The sequence below is a fragment of the Streptomyces sp. 3MP-14 genome (assembly GCF_006334905.2).
Lineage (GTDB): Bacteria > Actinomycetota > Actinomycetes > Streptomycetales > Streptomycetaceae > Streptomyces > Streptomyces triticirhizae.
The window spans coordinates 62,277-79,076 of record NZ_VDLZ02000018.1 but is presented as its reverse complement, the minus strand read 5'-3'; the positions used below and the strand labels follow the sequence as shown (position 1 = coordinate 79,076).

The 16,800-nt window shown below is 74.3% G+C and carries 15 protein-coding genes and 1 riboswitch; of the genes, 9 read left to right on the top strand and 6 right to left on the bottom strand.

What is annotated here, in order from left to right; all coding sequences use genetic code 11:
• Positions 1–203: 203 nt before the first annotated feature.
• Complete coding sequence (locus FH609_RS26160; protein ID WP_139672779.1) at positions 204–905, top strand: ScbR family autoregulator-binding transcription factor; 702 nt, start codon at positions 204–206, stop codon at positions 903–905.
• 24 nt (positions 906–929) lie between these two features.
• Here the strand turns inward: FH609_RS26160 and FH609_RS26155 are convergent, their stop codons facing one another.
• Positions 930–1,805, bottom strand: coding sequence for an NAD(P)-dependent oxidoreductase (locus tag FH609_RS26155; RefSeq protein WP_139672782.1), 876 nt, complete (start codon positions 1,803–1,805; stop codon positions 930–932).
• Positions 1,806–1,913: 108 nt separating this feature from the next.
• Here FH609_RS26155 and FH609_RS26150 point away from each other — a divergent pair, with 108 nt between their 5' ends.
• Positions 1,914–2,489, top strand: coding sequence for a TetR/AcrR family transcriptional regulator (locus FH609_RS26150; RefSeq protein ID WP_139672787.1), 576 nt, complete (start codon positions 1,914–1,916; stop codon positions 2,487–2,489).
• Between the two features lie 45 nt (positions 2,490–2,534).
• On the opposite strand, the gene FH609_RS26145 is transcribed toward FH609_RS26150, so the two are convergent.
• Positions 2,535–3,164 carry a ScbR family autoregulator-binding transcription factor gene (locus tag FH609_RS26145; protein ID WP_139672790.1) on the bottom strand — a complete coding sequence of 210 codons (630 nt, stop codon included), beginning with the start codon at positions 3,162–3,164 and terminating at the stop codon, positions 2,535–2,537.
• A gap of 111 nt (positions 3,165–3,275) precedes the next feature.
• Here FH609_RS26145 and rlmN point away from each other — a divergent pair, with 111 nt between their 5' ends.
• From rlmN to FH609_RS32225, 5 genes are all read left to right on the top strand, one after another.
• Positions 3,276–4,382, top strand: coding sequence for a 23S rRNA (adenine(2503)-C(2))-methyltransferase RlmN (gene rlmN / locus FH609_RS26140; RefSeq protein ID WP_139672794.1), 1,107 nt, complete (start codon positions 3,276–3,278; stop codon positions 4,380–4,382).
• Positions 4,383–4,465: 83 nt separating this feature from the next.
• A riboswitch (TPP riboswitch) is annotated at positions 4,466–4,571 on the top strand.
• 36 nt (positions 4,572–4,607) lie between these two features.
• Positions 4,608–5,693, top strand: coding sequence for a thiamine ABC transporter substrate binding subunit (locus FH609_RS26135; protein WP_139672797.1), 1,086 nt, complete (start codon positions 4,608–4,610; stop codon positions 5,691–5,693).
• A 29-nt stretch (positions 5,694–5,722) separates the two neighbouring features.
• Positions 5,723–7,333, top strand: coding sequence for an ABC transporter permease (locus FH609_RS26130; protein WP_139672977.1), 1,611 nt, complete (start codon positions 5,723–5,725; stop codon positions 7,331–7,333).
• Positions 7,334–7,361: 28 nt separating this feature from the next.
• The gene (locus FH609_RS26125) at positions 7,362–8,447 is read left to right on the top strand and encodes an ABC transporter ATP-binding protein (RefSeq protein ID WP_139672800.1); all 1,086 of its coding nucleotides are present in this window, start codon (positions 7,362–7,364) and stop codon (positions 8,445–8,447) included.
• Positions 8,448–8,533: 86 nt separating this feature from the next.
• Positions 8,534–10,114, top strand: a complete 1,581-nt coding sequence (locus tag FH609_RS32225; protein ID WP_139672803.1) for a family 10 glycosylhydrolase — start codon at positions 8,534–8,536, stop codon at positions 10,112–10,114.
• Positions 10,115–10,222: 108 nt separating this feature from the next.
• On the opposite strand, the gene FH609_RS26115 is transcribed toward FH609_RS32225, so the two are convergent.
• The gene (locus FH609_RS26115; RefSeq protein WP_139672807.1) at positions 10,223–11,350 is read right to left on the bottom strand and encodes a hypothetical protein; all 1,128 of its coding nucleotides are present in this window, start codon (positions 11,348–11,350) and stop codon (positions 10,223–10,225) included.
• Positions 11,332–12,060, bottom strand: coding sequence for an ABC transporter ATP-binding protein (locus FH609_RS26110; RefSeq protein ID WP_139672810.1), 729 nt, complete (start codon positions 12,058–12,060; stop codon positions 11,332–11,334). The genes FH609_RS26115 and FH609_RS26110 overlap by 19 nt, the downstream gene beginning before the upstream one ends.
• 330 nt (positions 12,061–12,390) lie before the next feature.
• On the opposite strand from FH609_RS26110, the gene FH609_RS26105 reads away from it, so the two are divergent.
• Entirely contained in the window at positions 12,391–13,824 is a 1,434-nt protein-coding gene (locus tag FH609_RS26105) for a gamma-aminobutyraldehyde dehydrogenase (RefSeq protein ID WP_139672814.1), read from the top strand.
• Positions 13,825–13,866: 42 nt separating this feature from the next.
• Here the strand turns inward: FH609_RS26105 and FH609_RS26100 are convergent, their stop codons facing one another.
• On the bottom strand, positions 13,867–14,568 hold the full coding sequence (locus tag FH609_RS26100) for a glycerophosphodiester phosphodiesterase (RefSeq protein ID WP_139672816.1): 702 nt from the start codon (positions 14,566–14,568) through the stop codon (positions 13,867–13,869).
• Entirely contained in the window at positions 14,556–15,632 is a 1,077-nt protein-coding gene (locus FH609_RS26095; protein WP_139672819.1) for an adenosine deaminase, read from the bottom strand. Before FH609_RS26095 ends, FH609_RS26100 begins: the two co-directional genes overlap by 13 nt.
• Before the next feature lie 126 nt (positions 15,633–15,758).
• On the opposite strand from FH609_RS26095, the gene FH609_RS26090 reads away from it, so the two are divergent.
• Positions 15,759–16,736, top strand: coding sequence for a hypothetical protein (locus FH609_RS26090; RefSeq protein ID WP_139672822.1), 978 nt, complete (start codon positions 15,759–15,761; stop codon positions 16,734–16,736).
• Positions 16,737–16,800: the final 64 nt, after the last annotated feature.

Below are 16,800 nucleotides of genomic sequence, written 5' to 3'. Positions count from 1 at the left end.
GAGAGCGCGCTGAGCGAAGGGGGCAGGGCAGGCGCGAAGCGGTGCGGCCACGCCTCGCCAGAACCATACTTGCTGGTTGGTTTTCTTGACCATACCTGCTGGTTGGTTTTTTCTGCGGCCTGAGGGAGACTGAGGTCAGGCCGTGTGGCGTCGGAACAGCGTTCACACGGGGCAATCACCGCTTCACACAGGAGGCATGTGGCGTGGCCAGGCAGGAACGCGCGGAGCGCACCCGCAACATCATCCTCGACGGTGCTGCGCGGGCGTTCGACGCCACCGGTTTCCAGGGAACGAGCCTGAGCGACATCGTGCGCGAGTCCGGGGTGACCAAGGGCGCGCTGTACTTCCACTTCGCCTCCAAGGAGGCGCTGGCGCAGGCCATCATCACCGAGCAGTTCACGGTCTGGGACCCGTTCCAGGACGACGAGGAGCCCGGCGTCCAGACCGTGATCGACCTGCTGCACAACATGGCCGAGAGCCTTCAGAAGGACGTCCGGGTCCGCGCCGGCATCCGGATGGTGATCGAGCAGGGGACGTTCGAGGACCCCGATCCCGCCCCGTACCAGCGCTGGATGGACGCCATCAGCCGCTGCCTGACCCTGGCGCAGAGCCGGGGTGACGTGCTCCCCGACGTGGACCCGGAGGAGGCGGCCGGCTTCATCGTCGGCTGTTGGACCGGGCTCCAGCTCAGCTCCCAGGTGTTCACCGGCCGGGCCGACCTGCACCGGAGCACCACCACCATGTGGCAGCTGCTGCTGCCGGGGCTGGTCCCGCCGCGCCGGCTCGGCAGGTTCCGGCCCGAGGGCAGCGGCGCGGCGGCGAAGGCCAACGGCCAGCCGGTGAACGGCGACGGCCGGCGGGTGAACGGCGACGGCGAGGCGCCGGCCGGTCCGGCCGCCGACTAGGAACTCCCCGCCGCGCGGGGGGCGTTAGCGCTTCCGCATCAGCTCCACCAGGGACGAGAAGCTGTCCCCGGTGTGGCCGGCGTCCATGCCGCGCCGGAACAGCTCGACGACCGTGGCCGGCAGTGTGGTGTCCACGCCCGCGTCGGCGTTGGTGTGCAGGACGTGTTCGACGCTGGCCGTTCCCATGGCGAGCCGGTCCACGTCCCCGACGTGCCGGCCGGCGTCGATGCGCTCGGCGTAGAAGGAGAGGAAGCCCGGCAGCGACTCGGCGGTCTCCACGGCGTGCGGCAGGATGTCCGCCGCCGTCAGGCCGTTGGCATGGGCGAGGGCGATGGCCTGCCAGTAACTCAGCATGGAGGTCCAGAACATGACCATGCCGATCTGGTACATCAGCGCGGCGAGCCCGGGGTCCTCGCCCCGGTGGTCGGTCCGCCCCGTGATGACCTCCAGCGCGGCCCGGTGCCGGTCGAAGACCTCGCGCGGGCCGCTGTAGAAGGTGGACGACTCCGCCCGGCCGATCCCGGCGGGCGGCACGGTGACGCCGCCGGTGAGCTGGACGGCGCCCCGCGCGGCCGCCCAACGGGCCGCCTCCCGGGCCTTCTCCGGGGTGTCCGAGCTGAGGTTGACCAGGGTCCGGCCGGCCAGCGCCGCCGAGGCGGGTTCGAGCGTGGCGTACATGGCGTCGTAGTCCGTGAGGCTGAGGACCACCAGCTCGTGGGCGGCCAGGGCCTCCGCCACGCTCGGCGCGCGCACCGCCCCGCGCCCGACCAGGGCGTCCGCGCGGGACGGGGTGCGGTTCCAGACGGTGACGTCGTAGTCCCGGTCGAGGAAGGCGCCGGCCATCGCCTGGCCCATGGGGCCGAGCCCGATGACGGTGACCGACTGCTTGGTGTTGCCCATGACGAGTTCTCCACCCTGCGCTAGGACGAGCGCTCTATTTAGAGGTGGGGGGACCGCATCACGGCGCTAGATCGAGCGTTCTATTCGGTGGCTCGGTACGGTGGCCCCATGCAGACCAGCACACGGGACCGGATCGTCGTCGCGGCGGCGCGCCTCCTCCAGCGACAGGGCTATGTGGGCACGGGCATCAAGCAGATCGCCCGGGAGGCGCGGGCCACCCTCGGCTCCGTCTACCACTTCTTCCCCGGCGGCAAGGAGGCGGTGGCCGTCGCCGCGATCACGCACAGCGCCGAGGAGTTCTCGACGCTCCTGCGGAAGGCGTTGGACAGCGACGACGACCCGGCCGATGCGGTGACGGCCTGCGCCCATCAACTCGCCGTCGAACTGCGGGAGTCGGGCTGGATCGACGGCTGCCCCGTCACGGCGGCGGCCCTGGAGACGCTGGGCACCGACTCGGAGATCCAACGGGTCTGCGCCGACGCGCTGCGCGACTGGGTGCGGCTGGTCCACGACAGGCTGGTGCGCGGCGGCCTCCCGGCCGAGAGCGCCGGGGAACTGGCGGTCACCGTCGTCTCCGCCCTGGAGGGCGCCGAGGTCACCGCCCAGGTCAACCGCAGCGAGGAGCCGCTGCTGGTGACGGGCCGCCAACTCGCCCGCCTCGTGCGCTCGTACGCGCCGGCGTAGGGTCCCGGGCGCGGCCCACGAACCCGTGGGGAGACGCCCGTCGGCTCAGACGCCGACCTCCTCCGGCGGCGCGGTGCGCAGCCGTTGCCCGGTCTCCCCCCGGGCGATCAGCGGGAGCAGCAGGTCCCACACGGCGGTCAGCCGGTCCGCCGACTCGGAGTAGGGCGTGCCGTCCCACCACAGCACCTCGACGCCGGCGGTCACCGAGGTGACCAGCGCCTGCGAGGCGGTGTCCGACAGCCCCTCGGCCAACTCGTCGCGCTTCTGGGCCTCTTGCAGCAGCGTGCGCGTCTGGCCCAGCCAGAGCCGGTAGAAGTCGTACGGCGGCGGCGGCACCTGCGCCCGTTCCCGCGCGATGCGGACGCTGGCGCGGACCACGGACTCGTGGTGCAGCAGGCGGTTGAGGCTGTGGGTCACGTCGACGACGAGCTGGAGCGGCGAGGGCTCGCGGGCCCGCGCGAGGTCCAGCAGGTCCTCCAGGAGGTCGCGACAACTGATCTGCACCGCGTCGGCGAGTGCGTCCCTGGAGGAGAAGTGGTGGTACAGCGCTCCCTTCGTGACGCCGGCGGCTCTGGTGATGTCGTCCAGGGTCGTGCGCGCGTAGCCGCCCCGGTCGAACTCGGACGCGGCCGAGTCGACGAGCCGTCGCAGGGTGCGCGCTGATCGTTGTTGCATACCTCCGAGTTAAAAACCGGTCGATCGGTATGTCAAGCGTCGGGGGCGCCTCGACGGGCGGAGACCGGCCGGATTCGGCGACCTTGGCATGTCTGCGAGACTGGACGCACCATGCCTGCACCAGGAGAACTCACCTTCGTCGCCCCGCGCGGCGCGTCCAAGCCGCCCCGGCACCTGGCCGACCTCGACCCGGCCGAGCGCCGGGAGGCCGTCGCCGCCCTGGGCGAGAAGCCGTTCCGCGCCCAGCAGTTGTCGCGGCACTACTTCGCCCGGCTCTCCGACGACCCGGCCGGCTGGACCGACATCCCGGCCGCCGCCAGGGAGAAGCTGGCCGGCGCGCTGCTGCCGCCGCTGATGCGGGTGGTCCGGCACATCAGCTGCGACGAGGGCGCGACCCGCAAGACCCTGTGGCGGCTGCACGACGGCACCCTGGTCGAATCGGTGCTGATGCGCTATCCCGACCGGGTCACCATGTGTGTCTCCTCACAGGCCGGCTGCGGGATGAACTGCCCGTTCTGCGCCACCGGCCAGGCCGGGCTCGACCGGAACCTGTCCACCGCCGAGATCGTCCACCAGATCGTGGACGGCGCCCGCGCGCTGCGCGACGGGGAGGTCCCCGGCGGCGAGGCCCGGCTGTCCAACATCGTCTTCATGGGCATGGGCGAGCCGCTGGCCAACTACCGCCGGGTGGTCGGCGCGATCCGCCGGCTCACCGACGAGGCGCCGGACGGCGTCGGCCTCTCCCAGCGCGGGATCACCGTCTCCACGGTCGGCCTGGTGCCGGCGATGCTGCGCTTCGCCGACGAGGGGTTCAGCTGCCGGCTCGCGGTCTCGCTGCACGCGCCGGACGACGAGTTGCGGGACACCCTGGTGCCGGTCAACACCCGCTGGAAGGTGCGCGAGGTGCTGGACGCCGCCTCCACCTACGCGGAGCGCTCGGGCCGGCGGATCTCCATCGAGTACGCGCTGATCAGGGACATCAACGACCAGGAGTGGCGGGCCGACCTGCTGGGTCGGCTCCTCAAGGGGCGCGGCGCCCATGTCAACCTGATCCCGCTCAACCCGACGCCGGGATCGAAGTGGACGGCCTCCCGGCCCGAGGACGAGCGGGCGTTCGTCGCGGCGCTGGAGGCCAGGGGCGTTCCGGTGACCGTGCGGGACACCAGGGGCCAGGAGATCGAGGGCGCCTGCGGGCAGTTGGCGGCCGCCGAACGCTGAGGAACGGGGCGCCGTCGGGCGGCTGTTATCGTTGGCGTTCGAACAGAAGAACAGGACCAGAACAGCCGCGCACCACGGTGCGCGTCATCCGACAGGGGAGCGCTCGCAGCGCTGAGAGTGCGGCACCGGCCGCAGACCCTCGAACCTCGCCCAGGTCATGCTGGGTAGGAAGTTCGGACCTCCTCTCGTGCTGCCCGCGCCTGCCCGCGCGTAGAAGGCGACGTCATGCAGCGCAGCAGCATCCAACGGGCCACGGCCGCCCTGCTCGTTCTCGGCCTCGCGGCGCTCACCGCCTGCGGCTCGGACGACGGCGGGGACGGCGCCGGCGGCGAAGGCGGCGGGGACGAGGTGGTGCTGGTCACCCACGAGTCGTTCCTGGTCTCCGATGAGGTGCTGGAGGCGTTCACCGAGGAGACCGGCTACCGGGTCAACGTGCTGCGCGCCGGGGACGCCGGCGTGGTCGTCAACCAGGCCGTGCTGTCGGCCGGCAACCCGCAGGGCGACGTGCTCTTCGGCGTGGACAACACGCTGCTCTCCCGCGCGTTGGAGGCCGGGATCTTCGCGCCGCACGAGGCCGCCGGCCTCGACCAGGTGCCGGCCGAGCTGCGGCTCGACGACGCCGAGCACCGGGTCACGCCCGTGGACACCGGCGACATCTGCGTCAACTACGACCGCGCCTACTTCGCCGAGCACGACCTCGCGCCGCCGCGGACCCTGGAGGACCTGGCCGACCCGGCCTACGCCGACCTGCTGGTGGTGCAGAACGCGGCGACCTCCTCGCCCGGCCTCGGCTTCCTGCTGGCCACCGTCTCCGCCTTCGGCGAGGACGGCTGGGCCGGGTACTGGGAGTCGCTGCGGGACAACGGCGTCGAGGTGGTGGACGGCTGGGAGCAGGCGTACAACGAGCGGTTCTCCGGCGCCGGCCAGGGCGGGGACAAGCCGCTGGTCGTCTCCTACGCCACCAGCCCGCCGGCCGGCGTGGTCTACGGCGGGGACGAGCGCCCCGACGAGGCGCCGACGGGCGTGGCCACCGGCACCTGCTTTCGGCAGATCGAGTTCGCCGGGCTCCTGGACGGCGCCGCCAACCCGGAGGGCGGCCGGGCGCTGCTGGACTTCCTGCTGGGGCGCGAGTTCCAGGAGGACCTGCCGCTGAGCATGTTCGTGTACCCGGCGCGCCAGGACGCCGCGCTGCCCGAGGAGTTCACCCGCTACGCGGAGCCCGTCGAGGAGGTCCACGAGCTGGCGCCCGAGGAGATCGCCGAGCACCGCGACCGCTGGATCGGCGAGTGGACCGACCTGGTCGTGAGGTGACCCGGCGGGCCCTGGTCGGGGGCGCGCTGCTGGCGGTCCCCCTGCTGTTCTTCGCGGTCTTCTTCGGCTACCCGGTGGCCGCGATCGTCGGGCGCGGGCTGCGCGTGGACGGGGTGTGGCAGCTGGGGCGGCTGCCCGAGGTGCTGGGCGACCCGGGCACGCTGCGGGTGCTGTGGTTCACCTGCTGGCAGGCGGCGGCTTCCACCGCGTTGACGCTGGCGCTCGCGCTGCCCGGCGCGTATGTCTTCGCGCGGCTGCGGTTTCCCGGCCGGCGGGTGCTGCACGCGGCGGTGACCGTGCCGTTCGTGCTGCCGACCGTGGTCACGGGCGCCGCGTTCCTGGCCCTGGTGGGGCGGGGCGGGGTGCTCGACGACGCGTTCGGGCTGCGGCTCGACGACGGGGTGTGGGCGATCCTGCTGGCGCACGCGTTCTTCAACTACGCGGTCGTGGTGCGCACGGTCGGCGGGCTGTGGGCGCAGCTCGACCCCCGGCAGGAGGAGGCGGCGCGGGTGCTGGGCGCCGGGCGGCTGGCGGCGTTCTGGCGGGTGACGCTGCCGGCGCTGACGCCCTCGGTGGCGGCGGCCGCGCTGATGGTCTTCCTGTTCACCTTCACCTCGTTCGGGGTGATCCAGATCCTGGGCTCGCCGGGCCGGGCGACGCTGGAGGTGGAGATCTACCGGCAGACCGCGCAGCTGCTGGACCTGCCCACGGCCGCCGTGCTGACGCTGCTCCAACTGGCCGCCGTGGGCGCGCTGTTGGCGACCCACCGGCTGGTGACCCGGCGGCGCTCCGGCGCGTTGCCGCTGGTCGACCCGGCCGGCACCGCGCACCGGCCGCGCGGCTGGGCGCAGTGGACGGCGCTGGGCGGGGTGCTGGCGACGGTGGTGCTGCTGCTGGCGCTGCCGCTGGGCGTGCTGGTGGAACGGTCGCTCGCCGGCCCGGACGGCTACGGCCTGCACCACTACCGGGCGCTGGCGCACGCGGACGGCACGTTCCTGGTGGCGCCGGCGGAGGCGATCGGGAACTCGCTGCGGTTCGCCGCCGCCGCGACGCTGATCGCGCTGGCGGTCGGCGGCTGCGCGGCCGTGGCGTTGACCCGGCGGCGGGCGGGCCGCTGGACGCGGGGCTTCGACGCGCTGCTGATGCTGCCGCTGGGGACCTCGGCGGTGACGGTGGGCTTCGGCTTCCTGATCGCGCTGGACGAGCCGCCGTTGGACCTGCGGTCCTCGTGGGTGCTGGTGCCGCTGGCGCAGGCGCTGGTCGGGGTGCCGTTCGTGGTGCGGGTGCTGGTGCCGGTGCTGGGCGCGGTGGACGACCGGCTGCGGCAGGCGGCGGCGGTGCTGGGCGCCTCGCCGTGGCGGGCCTGGCGGGAGGTGGACCTGCCGCTGGTGTGGCGCTCGCTGCTGGTGGCGGCCGGCTTCGCGTTCGCCGTCTCGCTGGGCGAGTTCGGCGCGACGGTCTTCATCGCGCGTCCTGACGAGCCGACGCTGCCGGTGGCCGTGGCCCGGCTGCTGGGCCGCGCCGGCGCCCTCAACTACGGGCAGGCGATGGCGCTCAGCGTGATCCTGATGCTGGTGTGCGCCGTGACCCTGCTGCTGTTGGAACGGCTGACGCCCAGCCGCTCCGCCGGAACCTTCTGAAGCCCGCGCCCGACGGAGAGAGACGACGATGAGCCTGCTGGAACTCGACGGGGTGAGCGTGCGCTACGGCGACCGCCGGGCGCTGGACGGCGTGCGGCTGGCGGTGGCCGAGGGCGAGATCGTCTGCGTGCTGGGCCCCAGCGGCAGCGGCAAGTCCACGCTGCTGCGCGCCGTCGCCGGGCTGACGCCGGTGGCCGGCGGCGCGGTGCGGCTGGCCGGCCGCGACCTGCGGGGGGTGCCGGCGCACCGGCGCGGTCTTGGGCTGATGTTCCAGGACCACCAGCTGTTCCCGCAGCGCGACGTGGCCGGCAACATCGCGTTCGGCCTGCGGATGCGGCGCGAGCCGGGGGAGCGGGTGGCGGCCAGGGTCGGCGAGCTGCTGGCGCTGGTCGGGCTGCCGGGCGCGGAACGGCGCGCGGTGGCCACGCTCTCCGGCGGCGAGCAGCAGCGGGTGGCGCTGGCCAGGGCGCTGGCGCCCGATCCTCGGCTGCTGATGCTGGACGAGCCGCTGGGCCAGCTGGACCGGGACCTGAGGGAGCGGCTGGTCGTCGAACTGCGCCAGCTCTTCGGCCGGTTGGGCAGCACGGTGCTGGCCGTCACCCACGACCAGGGCGAGGCGTTCGCGCTGGCCGACCGGGTGGTGGTGATGCGCGCCGGACGGGTGGTGCAGGTCGGCGCGCCGGTCGAGGTGTGGCGGCGGCCGGCGAACGCGTTCGTGGCCCGCTTCCTCGGCTTCCGCAACGTGGTCACCGCGACCGTGGGCGGCGGCGAGGCGCGCACGCCGTGGGGGCCGGTGCCGGCCGGGTCCACCGCCGACGTCGGGCCGGGGGAGCGGGCGGTGCTGGTGCGGCCCTCGGGCGTGCGGCTGTCGGCCGTGGGCGACGGGCCGTCGGGCGCGGCGCTGACCGGGACCGTGGCGGCTCGGACCTTCCGGGGCGACCATGTGCTGGTGCTGGTCCAACCGGCAGGCGGGGGACCGGAGTTGGAGGCGAGCTGCGCGCTGCGCGAGGCCCCCGAGGTGGGCGCGACGGTGGGCGTGTCCCTCGACCCGGACGAGGTCGTGGTCCTGGCTGGCGAGCCGACGGACGATCAGCGCCTCGATCAACTTCCGTGAAAAGGTGAAAGTTTCCGTCTATGCGGGCTGCTCCTGGCGAAGTAAATTGTCGGCGCAGTCGTCAACTCCCCCCTGGAGACACCCGTATGAGACGGACCCTGCTCACCCTGCTCGCCTGTCTCAGCCTGCCGCTGGGCGGCCTCGCCGCCGCAACCCCCGCGCAGGCCGAGCCCCGGCAGGCGCCACGCGCCGAGGAGCCGGCGCCCGAACAGTGGCGCGGCTACTGGGTCGACGCGTTCAACGAGGGCATCTACACCCCGCAGCAGGTCAGCACCCTGATCGAGGACGCCCAGGCGATCAACGCCAACGCGCTGATCGTGCAGACCGCCCGCCGCTACGACTGCTTCTGCAACCGCGCGCTCTACCCGCGCACCGACGCGGCCATCGACCCCGCGCCCTACGACCCGCTGGACGAGGTGATCCGCCAGGCGCACGCCGCCGACCTGGAGGTCCACGCCTGGGTGAACGTCAACACCCTCTGGAACGCGGCCACTCCGCCCACCTCGCCCGAGCACGTCTTCAACCAGCACGGGCCGACCGCCGAGGGCGCCGAGCGCTGGCTCAACAAGCGGGCGGACGGCACCGAGTTCGTCGGCGCCAACGCCTACATCGACCCGGGCCACCCGGCGGCCGTCGACTACATCGAGTCCGCGATCCGCAGCATCGTCCGCGAGTACGACGTGGACGGCATCAACCTGGACTACGTCCGCTACCCCGACGGCAGCTCCACCACCACCCACAGCGACTGGGGCTACAACGACGTGTCGGTGGCCAGGTTCCAGGCCACCACCGGCCGCACGGACGTGCCGGCCCCCGACGACGCCCAGTGGGGCGACTGGCGCCGGGACCAGGTGACCAACCTGGTGCGCCGGATCTACCTGGGCATCTGGGCGGAGAACCCGCAGGCCAGGCTCTCCATGGACGCCATCACCTACGGCAACGGGCCCAGCGCCGTCGGCGGCTTCGAGGAGACCCGCACCTACCGCGAGGTGCTCCAGGACTGGGCCGGCTGGCTCGACGAGGGGATCATGGACACGGTCGTGGCCATGAACTACAAGCGGAACTGGCAGCCCGACCAGCGGCAGATGTTCGCCGAGTGGTCCGAGTTCCTCGCCGACGTCCAGGGCGACCGGCAGGCCGTCAACGGCCCGGCGCTCTACCTCAACTCCCTGGCCGACACGGTCGAGCAGGCCAGGATCGCGCTCGCCCCGACGGCGGCCGGCAACACCGTCGCCGGCTGGTCCGGCTACTCCTACGCCAGCCCCTCGATGAACGTGCCGGACACGCCGGCAGCCGAGGAACGGGCCGCGCTGGCCGAGGCGTTGACCACCGGACCCGACGCCCCGTTCGCCGAGCAGGCCGAGGTGCCGGAGATGGACTGGAAGACCGCGCCCCGCGAGGGCCACCTCACCGGCGAGCTGGCGCTGCGCGACGGCACCCCGCTGGACGGCGCCGAGGTGACGCTGACGCCGCTGCGCGGCGGCGAGCGCCGCTCGGCGGTGGCCGACGGCTCCGGCTGGTTCGGCTTCGCCCATCTGCCGCCCGGCGCCTACCTGGTGCGGGTCACCCCGCCCGAGGGGACGGTCGGGGTGCCGGTGCTGCCGGTCCTCGTCGGCCGGGGCGACATCGCCGAGGTGGACTTCCCGCCGTTCCTGTCCCTGCCCTGACAGCCCGGGTAGCCCGGGGCCGAGGGTCCTCCTCCCCGGACCGACGCCCCCGGCGTGCGACGGCCCCCCGAGCGCCCATGCTCGGGGGGCCGTCGCGCCGGCGCGCGCTCAGGCGCGGGCGGCGAGCAGCAGCAGGTCGGCGGTGCACCAGGCCAGCGGCCCGAAGACCGCCGCCAGCGCCGCGCCCCGCAGCGCCGCCGCGGCGCGCAGCGCCCGGCGCGGCGTGCCCACCTTCACCAGCGAGGCGACCGCCTCCCGGCGCTCGGCCCGCAACTGCTCGGCGACGGTGGCCACGGTCCCGGCGGCGGCCACCAGCACCACGGCGGTGCCCAGGCCGCCGAAGAAGCCGAACGCGCCCAGCGCGCCCAGCCGTTCGGCGGCCAGCACCGCAGCGACCGCCACCGTCAGCGCGCCCACCGGCCGGCCCAGACGCCGCGCCTCGTCCGCCAGGCCACGCCCGGCCAGCAGCCGCACCGCCGACGGCTGCCCGAAGGCCAGCGCCCGGCCGCACAGATAGCTGAGCGCCGGCGCGGTCAGCACCACCCCGATCCCGATCAGCAGCCAGCCGCCGACCACCCCGAACGGCACGGTGTCCAGCGGCGCCGGCAGCGGCAGCCAGCCCTCGCCCTCGCCGGCCGCAGGTTCGCCCGCGAGCACGCCCAGCGCCAGCCCGCCGGCGATCATCGCCGTGCCCCAGGGCAGCCCGGCCGGCGCCGGCATCGGCGCCGCCGCGCCGCGCACCGCCAGCGCCGAGGCGCCGGCCGCCGTGGCCGGCGCCACCGCCAGCAGCGTCAGCGCGGCGCCCAGCGGCAGCGAGCCGCCGCCGTTCAACGGGCCGACGGCCGCCCCGTCGAACGGCAGCCCCGACAGGTCGCCCCGCAGATGGAGAAAGACCAGCAGCGCCAGCGCGCTGCCCACCAGGCCGGCCACCGCCGTGGACAGCGCCGCCAGCACCGGCAGCCTGGCCCGGCCCAGGCCGGCCGCGTCCAGGCCCGAGCGCGGCCAGCCGGCCGGGTCGGCCCTGGCCACCGCCACCGCCAGCTGCGCGGTGAACGCCAGCGGCACCACGCACCACAGCAGCCGCAGCGCGGCCAGCCGCCCGTCCTCGGGGTGGGCCGCCGCCCGGGCCAGGGCGGCGAGCAGCAGAAAGCCGACGCCGGCCGTCGCGCCGGCCAGCAGCAGCCGGCGGGCCAGCGCCGCCGGGTCGGAGCCTCGGGCTAGCCGGAGAGCGAGCATGACACCTCGTCCTCCCGGCCCTCGGCGGCGGTGTCGCCCACCGCGGCCCGTCCGTCGAGCAGCGTCACCGAGCGGTCGGCCAGCGTGGCGACCTCCGGCTCGTGGCTGGCCAGCACCACCGTGATCGCGTGCGTGCGGCCGGCCGTGGTCAGGGTGCGCAGCACCTGCGCGCGGTCGGCCCGGTGCAGCGGCGCGGTCGGCTCGTCGGCGAAGAGCACGTCCGGCTTGTGCGCCAACGCCCGGGCGATGGCGACCCGTTGCCGCTGCGCCTGGCGCAGCGCGGCCGGCCGCAGGCGGGCGCAGTCGGCGACGTCCAGCCGCTCCAGCCACTCGGCCACCGTCTTCCTGGCCTCCCGGCCGCCGACGCCGGCCAGCAGCAGCGGCAGCGCCGCGTTCTCCCAGGCGGTCAGCTCGGGCACCAGCTGGGGGCTCTCGCCCACCCAGCCGAAGCGCTCCCGGCGCAGCCGGTCCCGGGCGGCCTGGCCCAGCTCGTGCAGCGGGACGCCGTTGAACCACACCTCGCCGGCGTCGGGGGCGAGTTGGCCGGAGAGGCAGCCGAGCAGCGTGGTCTTGCCCGAGCCGCGCGGTCCGGTGACGGCGAGGATCTCGCCCTGCCGCACCCCGAGGGAGACGCCGAGCAGAGCGGGTGAGCCACGGTGGGCGTGCTCCAGATCGCGCGCCCAGAGCACGTCGTTGTCGGGTGGGGCCATGTCCGAGGGCACCTTCCGCCGGGGTCGCCGGCCGTCGCCCCGCTCGCCGGAACGAGGGTCATCCGGCCGTGTCTGGCACCCCTGCACGCTGACACAGCGGCCGGGTCGGCCAACGGCGGACGCGTCGCATCATGCGAAGAATCCTCCGGACGGTGGACAGCGCCCCACGGCGCGGCGGAAGAAGTTTCCCCAGGCGTGCGCGTGTGAACGATTCTTCCGGCCCGACGCCCCCGTCGGCGGCGGATCTCCCGCCGGCGCGGTGTCGCGCCGGCGGGGCGGAGGGCTAGGGTGAGCGTTCCACGCCAAGGAGTCGGACGGCAGGAGGCCGGTGTGAGCAGCGAGACGCGTCGCGTGAGGAACCACATCGACGGGGAGTCCCGGGAGGCAGCCGACGGGCGGACCAGCGAGGTGATCGACCCGACCACGGGCACGCCCTACACGACGGCCCCGCTCTCCGGCGCGGCCGACGTGGACGCGGCGATGGCGGCGGCCGAGGCCGCGTTCCCCGCCTGGCGGGAGACCACGCCCGCCGCCCGCCAGCTGGCGCTGCTGAGGATCGCCGACGCCTTCGAGCGGCACGCCGACGAACTCCTCGCCGTCGAGTGTCGGGACACCGGCAAGCCCCTGGAGCTGACCCGGGAGGAGGAGCTGCCGCCGATGCTGGAGCAGATCCGCTTCTTCGCCGGCGCCGCCCGGATGCTGGAGGGCAAGAGCGCCGGCGAGTACATGGCGGGCCTGACCTCCTTCGTGCGGCGCGAGCCGGTGGGCGTCTGCGCCCAGGTCGTGCCGTGGAACTACCCGCTGATGATGGCGGTCTGGAAGTTCGCCCCGGCCCTGGCCGCCGGCAACACCGTGGTGATCAAGCCGTCCGACACCACCCCCGCCTCCCTCTCCCACGCCGCCGAACTGCTCGCCGAGATCCTGCCGAAGGGCGTCTTCAACGTGGTCTGCGGCGACCGCGACACCGGCCGGCTGATGGTCGAGCACCCCACGCCGGCGATGGTCTCCATCACCGGCTCGGTCCGCGCCGGCACCGAGGTCGCCACCAGCGCCGCCGCCGACCTCAAGCGGGTCCACCTGGAGCTGGGCGGCAAGGCGCCCTGCGTGGTCTTCGAGGACGCCGACCTTGGCGCGGCCGTCGAGGGCATCAGGGACGCCGGGTTCTTCAACGCGGGACAGGACTGCACCGCGGCCAGCCGGGTGCTGGTGCACGCCTCCCGCTACGAGGAGTTCGTCGACGCGCTCACCAAGGCCGCCGCCGAGGTCCGCACCGGCGACCTGGCCGACCCCGACTGCTTCTACGGCCCGCTCAACAACGCCGACCACCTCGCCAAGGTCAGCGGCTTCGTCGACCGGCTGCCCGCCCACGCCCGGGTCACCACCGGCGGCCAACGGGTCGGCGAGCGGGGCTACTTCTACGCGCCGACCGTGGTGGCCGACTGCGCGCAGGACGACGAGATCGTCCAGCGCGAGGTCTTTGGGCCGGTGATCTCGGTGCAGCGGTTCACCGACGAGGAGGAGGCCGTCGCCTTCGCCAACGGCGTGGAGTACGGGCTGGCCTCCTCGGTGTGGACGAAGGACCACGCGCGGGCCATGCGGATGTCCCGGGCCCTGGACTTCGGCTGCGTCTGGATCAACACCCACATCCCGCTGGTGGGCGAGATGCCGCACGGCGGCTTCAAGAAGTCCGGCTACGGCAAGGACCTCTCCGCCTACGGCCTGGAGGACTACACCCGGGTCAAGCACGTGATGACCGCGCTCTGACAGCCGGCTGAACGCGCCGGGGCCCCAAGGGCCTCGGCGGGCTCAGCCGTTCCTCGGCTCCTCGGCGAGCACGGAGCGCAGGGCGCCGATCCGGTTGGTCATGATCATCGTGACGCCCAGGTCCCGCAGCCGCCGCATCATCCGCCGGCTGTCCACGGTCCACGCCGAGACCTCGTAGCCGGCGTCGGTCGCCCGGCGCACCGCCTCGGCGTCGACCCGGCCCAGCGGGTAGTTGAGCCATCGGGGCCGCACCTCGGCCAGCAGCGAGGCCCGGGGCTGGCCGACGCGCTTCCAGGTCAGCGCGATCTCCGCGTCCGGGTCGGCCCGCCGCACCGCGCGCAGCGCGCCCGGGTCGCCGCACCACCAGACCCGGGTCGCCGGGCCCGCCGCCCGCACCTCGGCGACCGCCCGGCGGGCGCCGTCCGGTGAGCGCTCCGGCAGGTCCAGGACGGCCCGCACGCCCAACTCGGCGCAGTGTGCCAGCGCCTCGGCCAGCGTCGGCACCCCGCCCCCGGTCACCTCCCGCACCCGGGCCGCCGACAGCGCGGCCACCGGCGCCTCGTGGCCCCACAGCCGCTCCAGCGTCGGGTCGTGCACCACCACCGGAACCTCGTCCGAGGTCAGCCGCACGTCGAACTCGACGGCCTCGGCCCCCGCCTCGGCGGCCGCCGCGAACGACGGCAGGGTGTTCTCCCGGACCCGGTAGGGGTCGCCCCGGTGGGCGACCGCGATCACGCCACCCATGAGGCCAGGTGCGCGTCGATCTCCGCGAGCAGCCTCGCCCGCCCCGCCGCGTCGAGGAACGAGGCGTTCACCGCGTTCCTCGCCAGGTCGGCGACGCCGGCCGCGTCCAGGCCCAACAGCCGGGCGGCGACCAGGTACTCGTTGTTGAGGTCGGTGCCGAACATCGGCGGGTCGTCGCTGTTGATCGTCACCGTCACGCCCGCCGCCACCATCGCCGGCAGCGGGTGCGCGGTCAGCGAGGGCACGGCGCCGGTGGCGACGTTGGAGGTGGGGCAGACCTCCAACGGCACGCCGGTGCGCGCCAGATGGGCCAGCAGCTCCGGGTCGTCCGCCGAGCTGGTGCCGTGCCCGATCCGCTCGGCGCGCAGCGAGGTCAGCGCGTCCCACACGGTCTCGGGCCCGGTCGTCTCGCCGGCGTGCGGCACGCTGTGCAGCCCGGCGGCGATCGCCTGGTCGAAGTACGGCTTGAACAGCGCGCGCGGCCAGCCCTTCTCGGGGCCGCCCAGGCCGAACGAGACCAGCCCCGCCGGCTGTTGGTCCAGCGCCATCCGCAGGGTGCCCTCGGCCGCCGGCAGGCCCAGCTCGCCCGGGATGTCGAAGCACCAGCGCAGCACCACGCCCAGCTCGCGCTCGGCGCCGACCCGCGCGTCCTCGATGGCCTCCACGATCGCCTCGTCCGCGATGCCGCGCAGGCCGAACGAGTAGGGCGTGACGGTGAGTTCGGCGTACCGGACCCGCTGCCTGGCCATGTCCCTGGCCACCTCGTAGGTCAGCAGCCGGATGTCCTCGGGGGTCTGGAGCAGCCCCACCACCGAGACATAGACCTCGATGAAGTGCGCGAAGTCCCGGAAGGTGAAGTACTCCGCCAGCAGCTCCGGGTCCTTGGGCACGGGGGAGTCGGGGTGCCGCGCGGCCAGCTCGGCGACGATCCGGGGCGAAGCGGAGCCGACATGGTGCACATGCAGCTCGGCCTTGGGCAGCCCCGCGACGAACGTCGCGAGATCGCCACCCGTGACGGTGGCCTCTGGCGCTTGGGACACAACACCCTCCCGGAAGACGGACATCGGCCGACGGCGTCGGCTCGTTGACGTCGGCTCGTCGACGTCGCTCGTGGACCTCAGCTCATGGTAGGCGGGGGACGGCGGCCGCCCGTGGCCCGTAGGCTGAGACGAGGCGAACGTGGAGGTGCCGTGACCGCTGACCAGCAGCCCAACCCGAGTCGTCCACCGGGGGGCGACGCTCCCGCGACTCCGCCGCCCTCGTCGGTGCCGGTGGGCCGGCCCGGGACGCCGCTGCCGGGCGCGGTGCCGCCCTGGCAGCCGCCGGCGTACCAGCAGGCGCCGCCCCCGCCGGGCCCCCACGTTCCGCCGCCCGTTCCGCCGTACGGCGCGCCGTTCCCGCAGCAGGGCCCGCTGGCCTGGCCGCCCCCGCCGCCGGCGCGGCCCCGGAACGCGACGGGCGTCGCCGCGCTGCTGCTCGCGGTCGTGGCCGCCTGCTTCTGCTGGACGTACTACCTGAGCCCGCTGGCCCTGGTGTTGGGCGCCTTCGCCATCGGCTGCGGCCTGATCGGCTCCGGGCGGGCCAAGCGCGGGGCCGCCACCAACCGCCAGGTGGCGCTCGGCGGGATGTGGATCGGCGCGGGTGCGGCGGTGGTGGCGGCCGTGCTCACCGTGGTGCTGATCGTCGAGGAGTCCCGGCTGGAAACCGTGGAGACCAGGGCCGGTTCGGACTTCCTGGCCGAGCCGGGCGACGACGTGACCTACACCGACGGGCTGGTGGTGCACGCCTCCCAGGTCCAGGCGGGCGACGGGCTCACGGCCGTGATCACGCTGACCGTCACCAACGAGACCGGCGGGGAGATATCCCTGGCCGACGACGCGATGCGGGTGTTCGACGAGGGCAACCGGGTGCCGCCCGAGAACGTCAGCCGCGCGGACGGCACGCCCCTGGACGTCGCCGACGGCGCCTCCGTCGACGTCCGCTACGAGGTGGTCGTGGACCTGGGCATGGGCGGGCTGACCATCGACTACCGGCCGGACGCCGACCACGAGTGGGCCTACTGGTGGATGTCGCTGCCCGGCCAGCGGGAGTTCGACCGCGAGCCGAGCGACGGAGGCGAAGGGAACAACGACGACGGCGAGCCGCCGGGCGCCAGCCTCGACGTCTGACGCCGGCCCCGACGTCTGACGCCGGCCTCGACGTCTGACGCCGGCCGCGCGCCGCCGAAGTCGG

What these genes read in the sequence shown, in the direction of transcription:
- FH609_RS26155 (WP_139672782.1), bottom strand. Translation starts at nt 1,805, where the DNA reads ATGGGCAACACCAAGCAGTCGGTCACCGTCATCGGGCTCGGCCCCATG.
- FH609_RS26150 (WP_139672787.1), top strand. Translation starts at nt 1,914, where the DNA reads ATGCAGACCAGCACACGGGACCGGATCGTCGTCGCGGCGGCGCGCCTC.
- FH609_RS26145 (WP_139672790.1), bottom strand. Translation starts at nt 3,164, where the DNA reads ATGCAACAACGATCAGCGCGCACCCTGCGACGGCTCGTCGACTCGGCC.
- rlmN (WP_139672794.1), top strand. Translation starts at nt 3,276, where the DNA reads ATGCCTGCACCAGGAGAACTCACCTTCGTCGCCCCGCGCGGCGCGTCC.
- FH609_RS26135 (WP_139672797.1), top strand. Translation starts at nt 4,608, where the DNA reads ATGCAGCGCAGCAGCATCCAACGGGCCACGGCCGCCCTGCTCGTTCTC.
- FH609_RS26125 (WP_139672800.1), top strand. Translation starts at nt 7,362, where the DNA reads ATGAGCCTGCTGGAACTCGACGGGGTGAGCGTGCGCTACGGCGACCGC.
- FH609_RS32225 (WP_139672803.1), top strand. Translation starts at nt 8,534, where the DNA reads ATGAGACGGACCCTGCTCACCCTGCTCGCCTGTCTCAGCCTGCCGCTG.
- FH609_RS26115 (WP_139672807.1), bottom strand. Translation starts at nt 11,350, where the DNA reads ATGCTCGCTCTCCGGCTAGCCCGAGGCTCCGACCCGGCGGCGCTGGCC.
- FH609_RS26110 (WP_139672810.1), bottom strand. Translation starts at nt 12,060, where the DNA reads ATGGCCCCACCCGACAACGACGTGCTCTGGGCGCGCGATCTGGAGCAC.
- FH609_RS26100 (WP_139672816.1), bottom strand. Translation starts at nt 14,568, where the DNA reads ATGGGTGGCGTGATCGCGGTCGCCCACCGGGGCGACCCCTACCGGGTC.
- FH609_RS26095 (WP_139672819.1), bottom strand. Translation starts at nt 15,632, where the DNA reads ATGTCCGTCTTCCGGGAGGGTGTTGTGTCCCAAGCGCCAGAGGCCACC.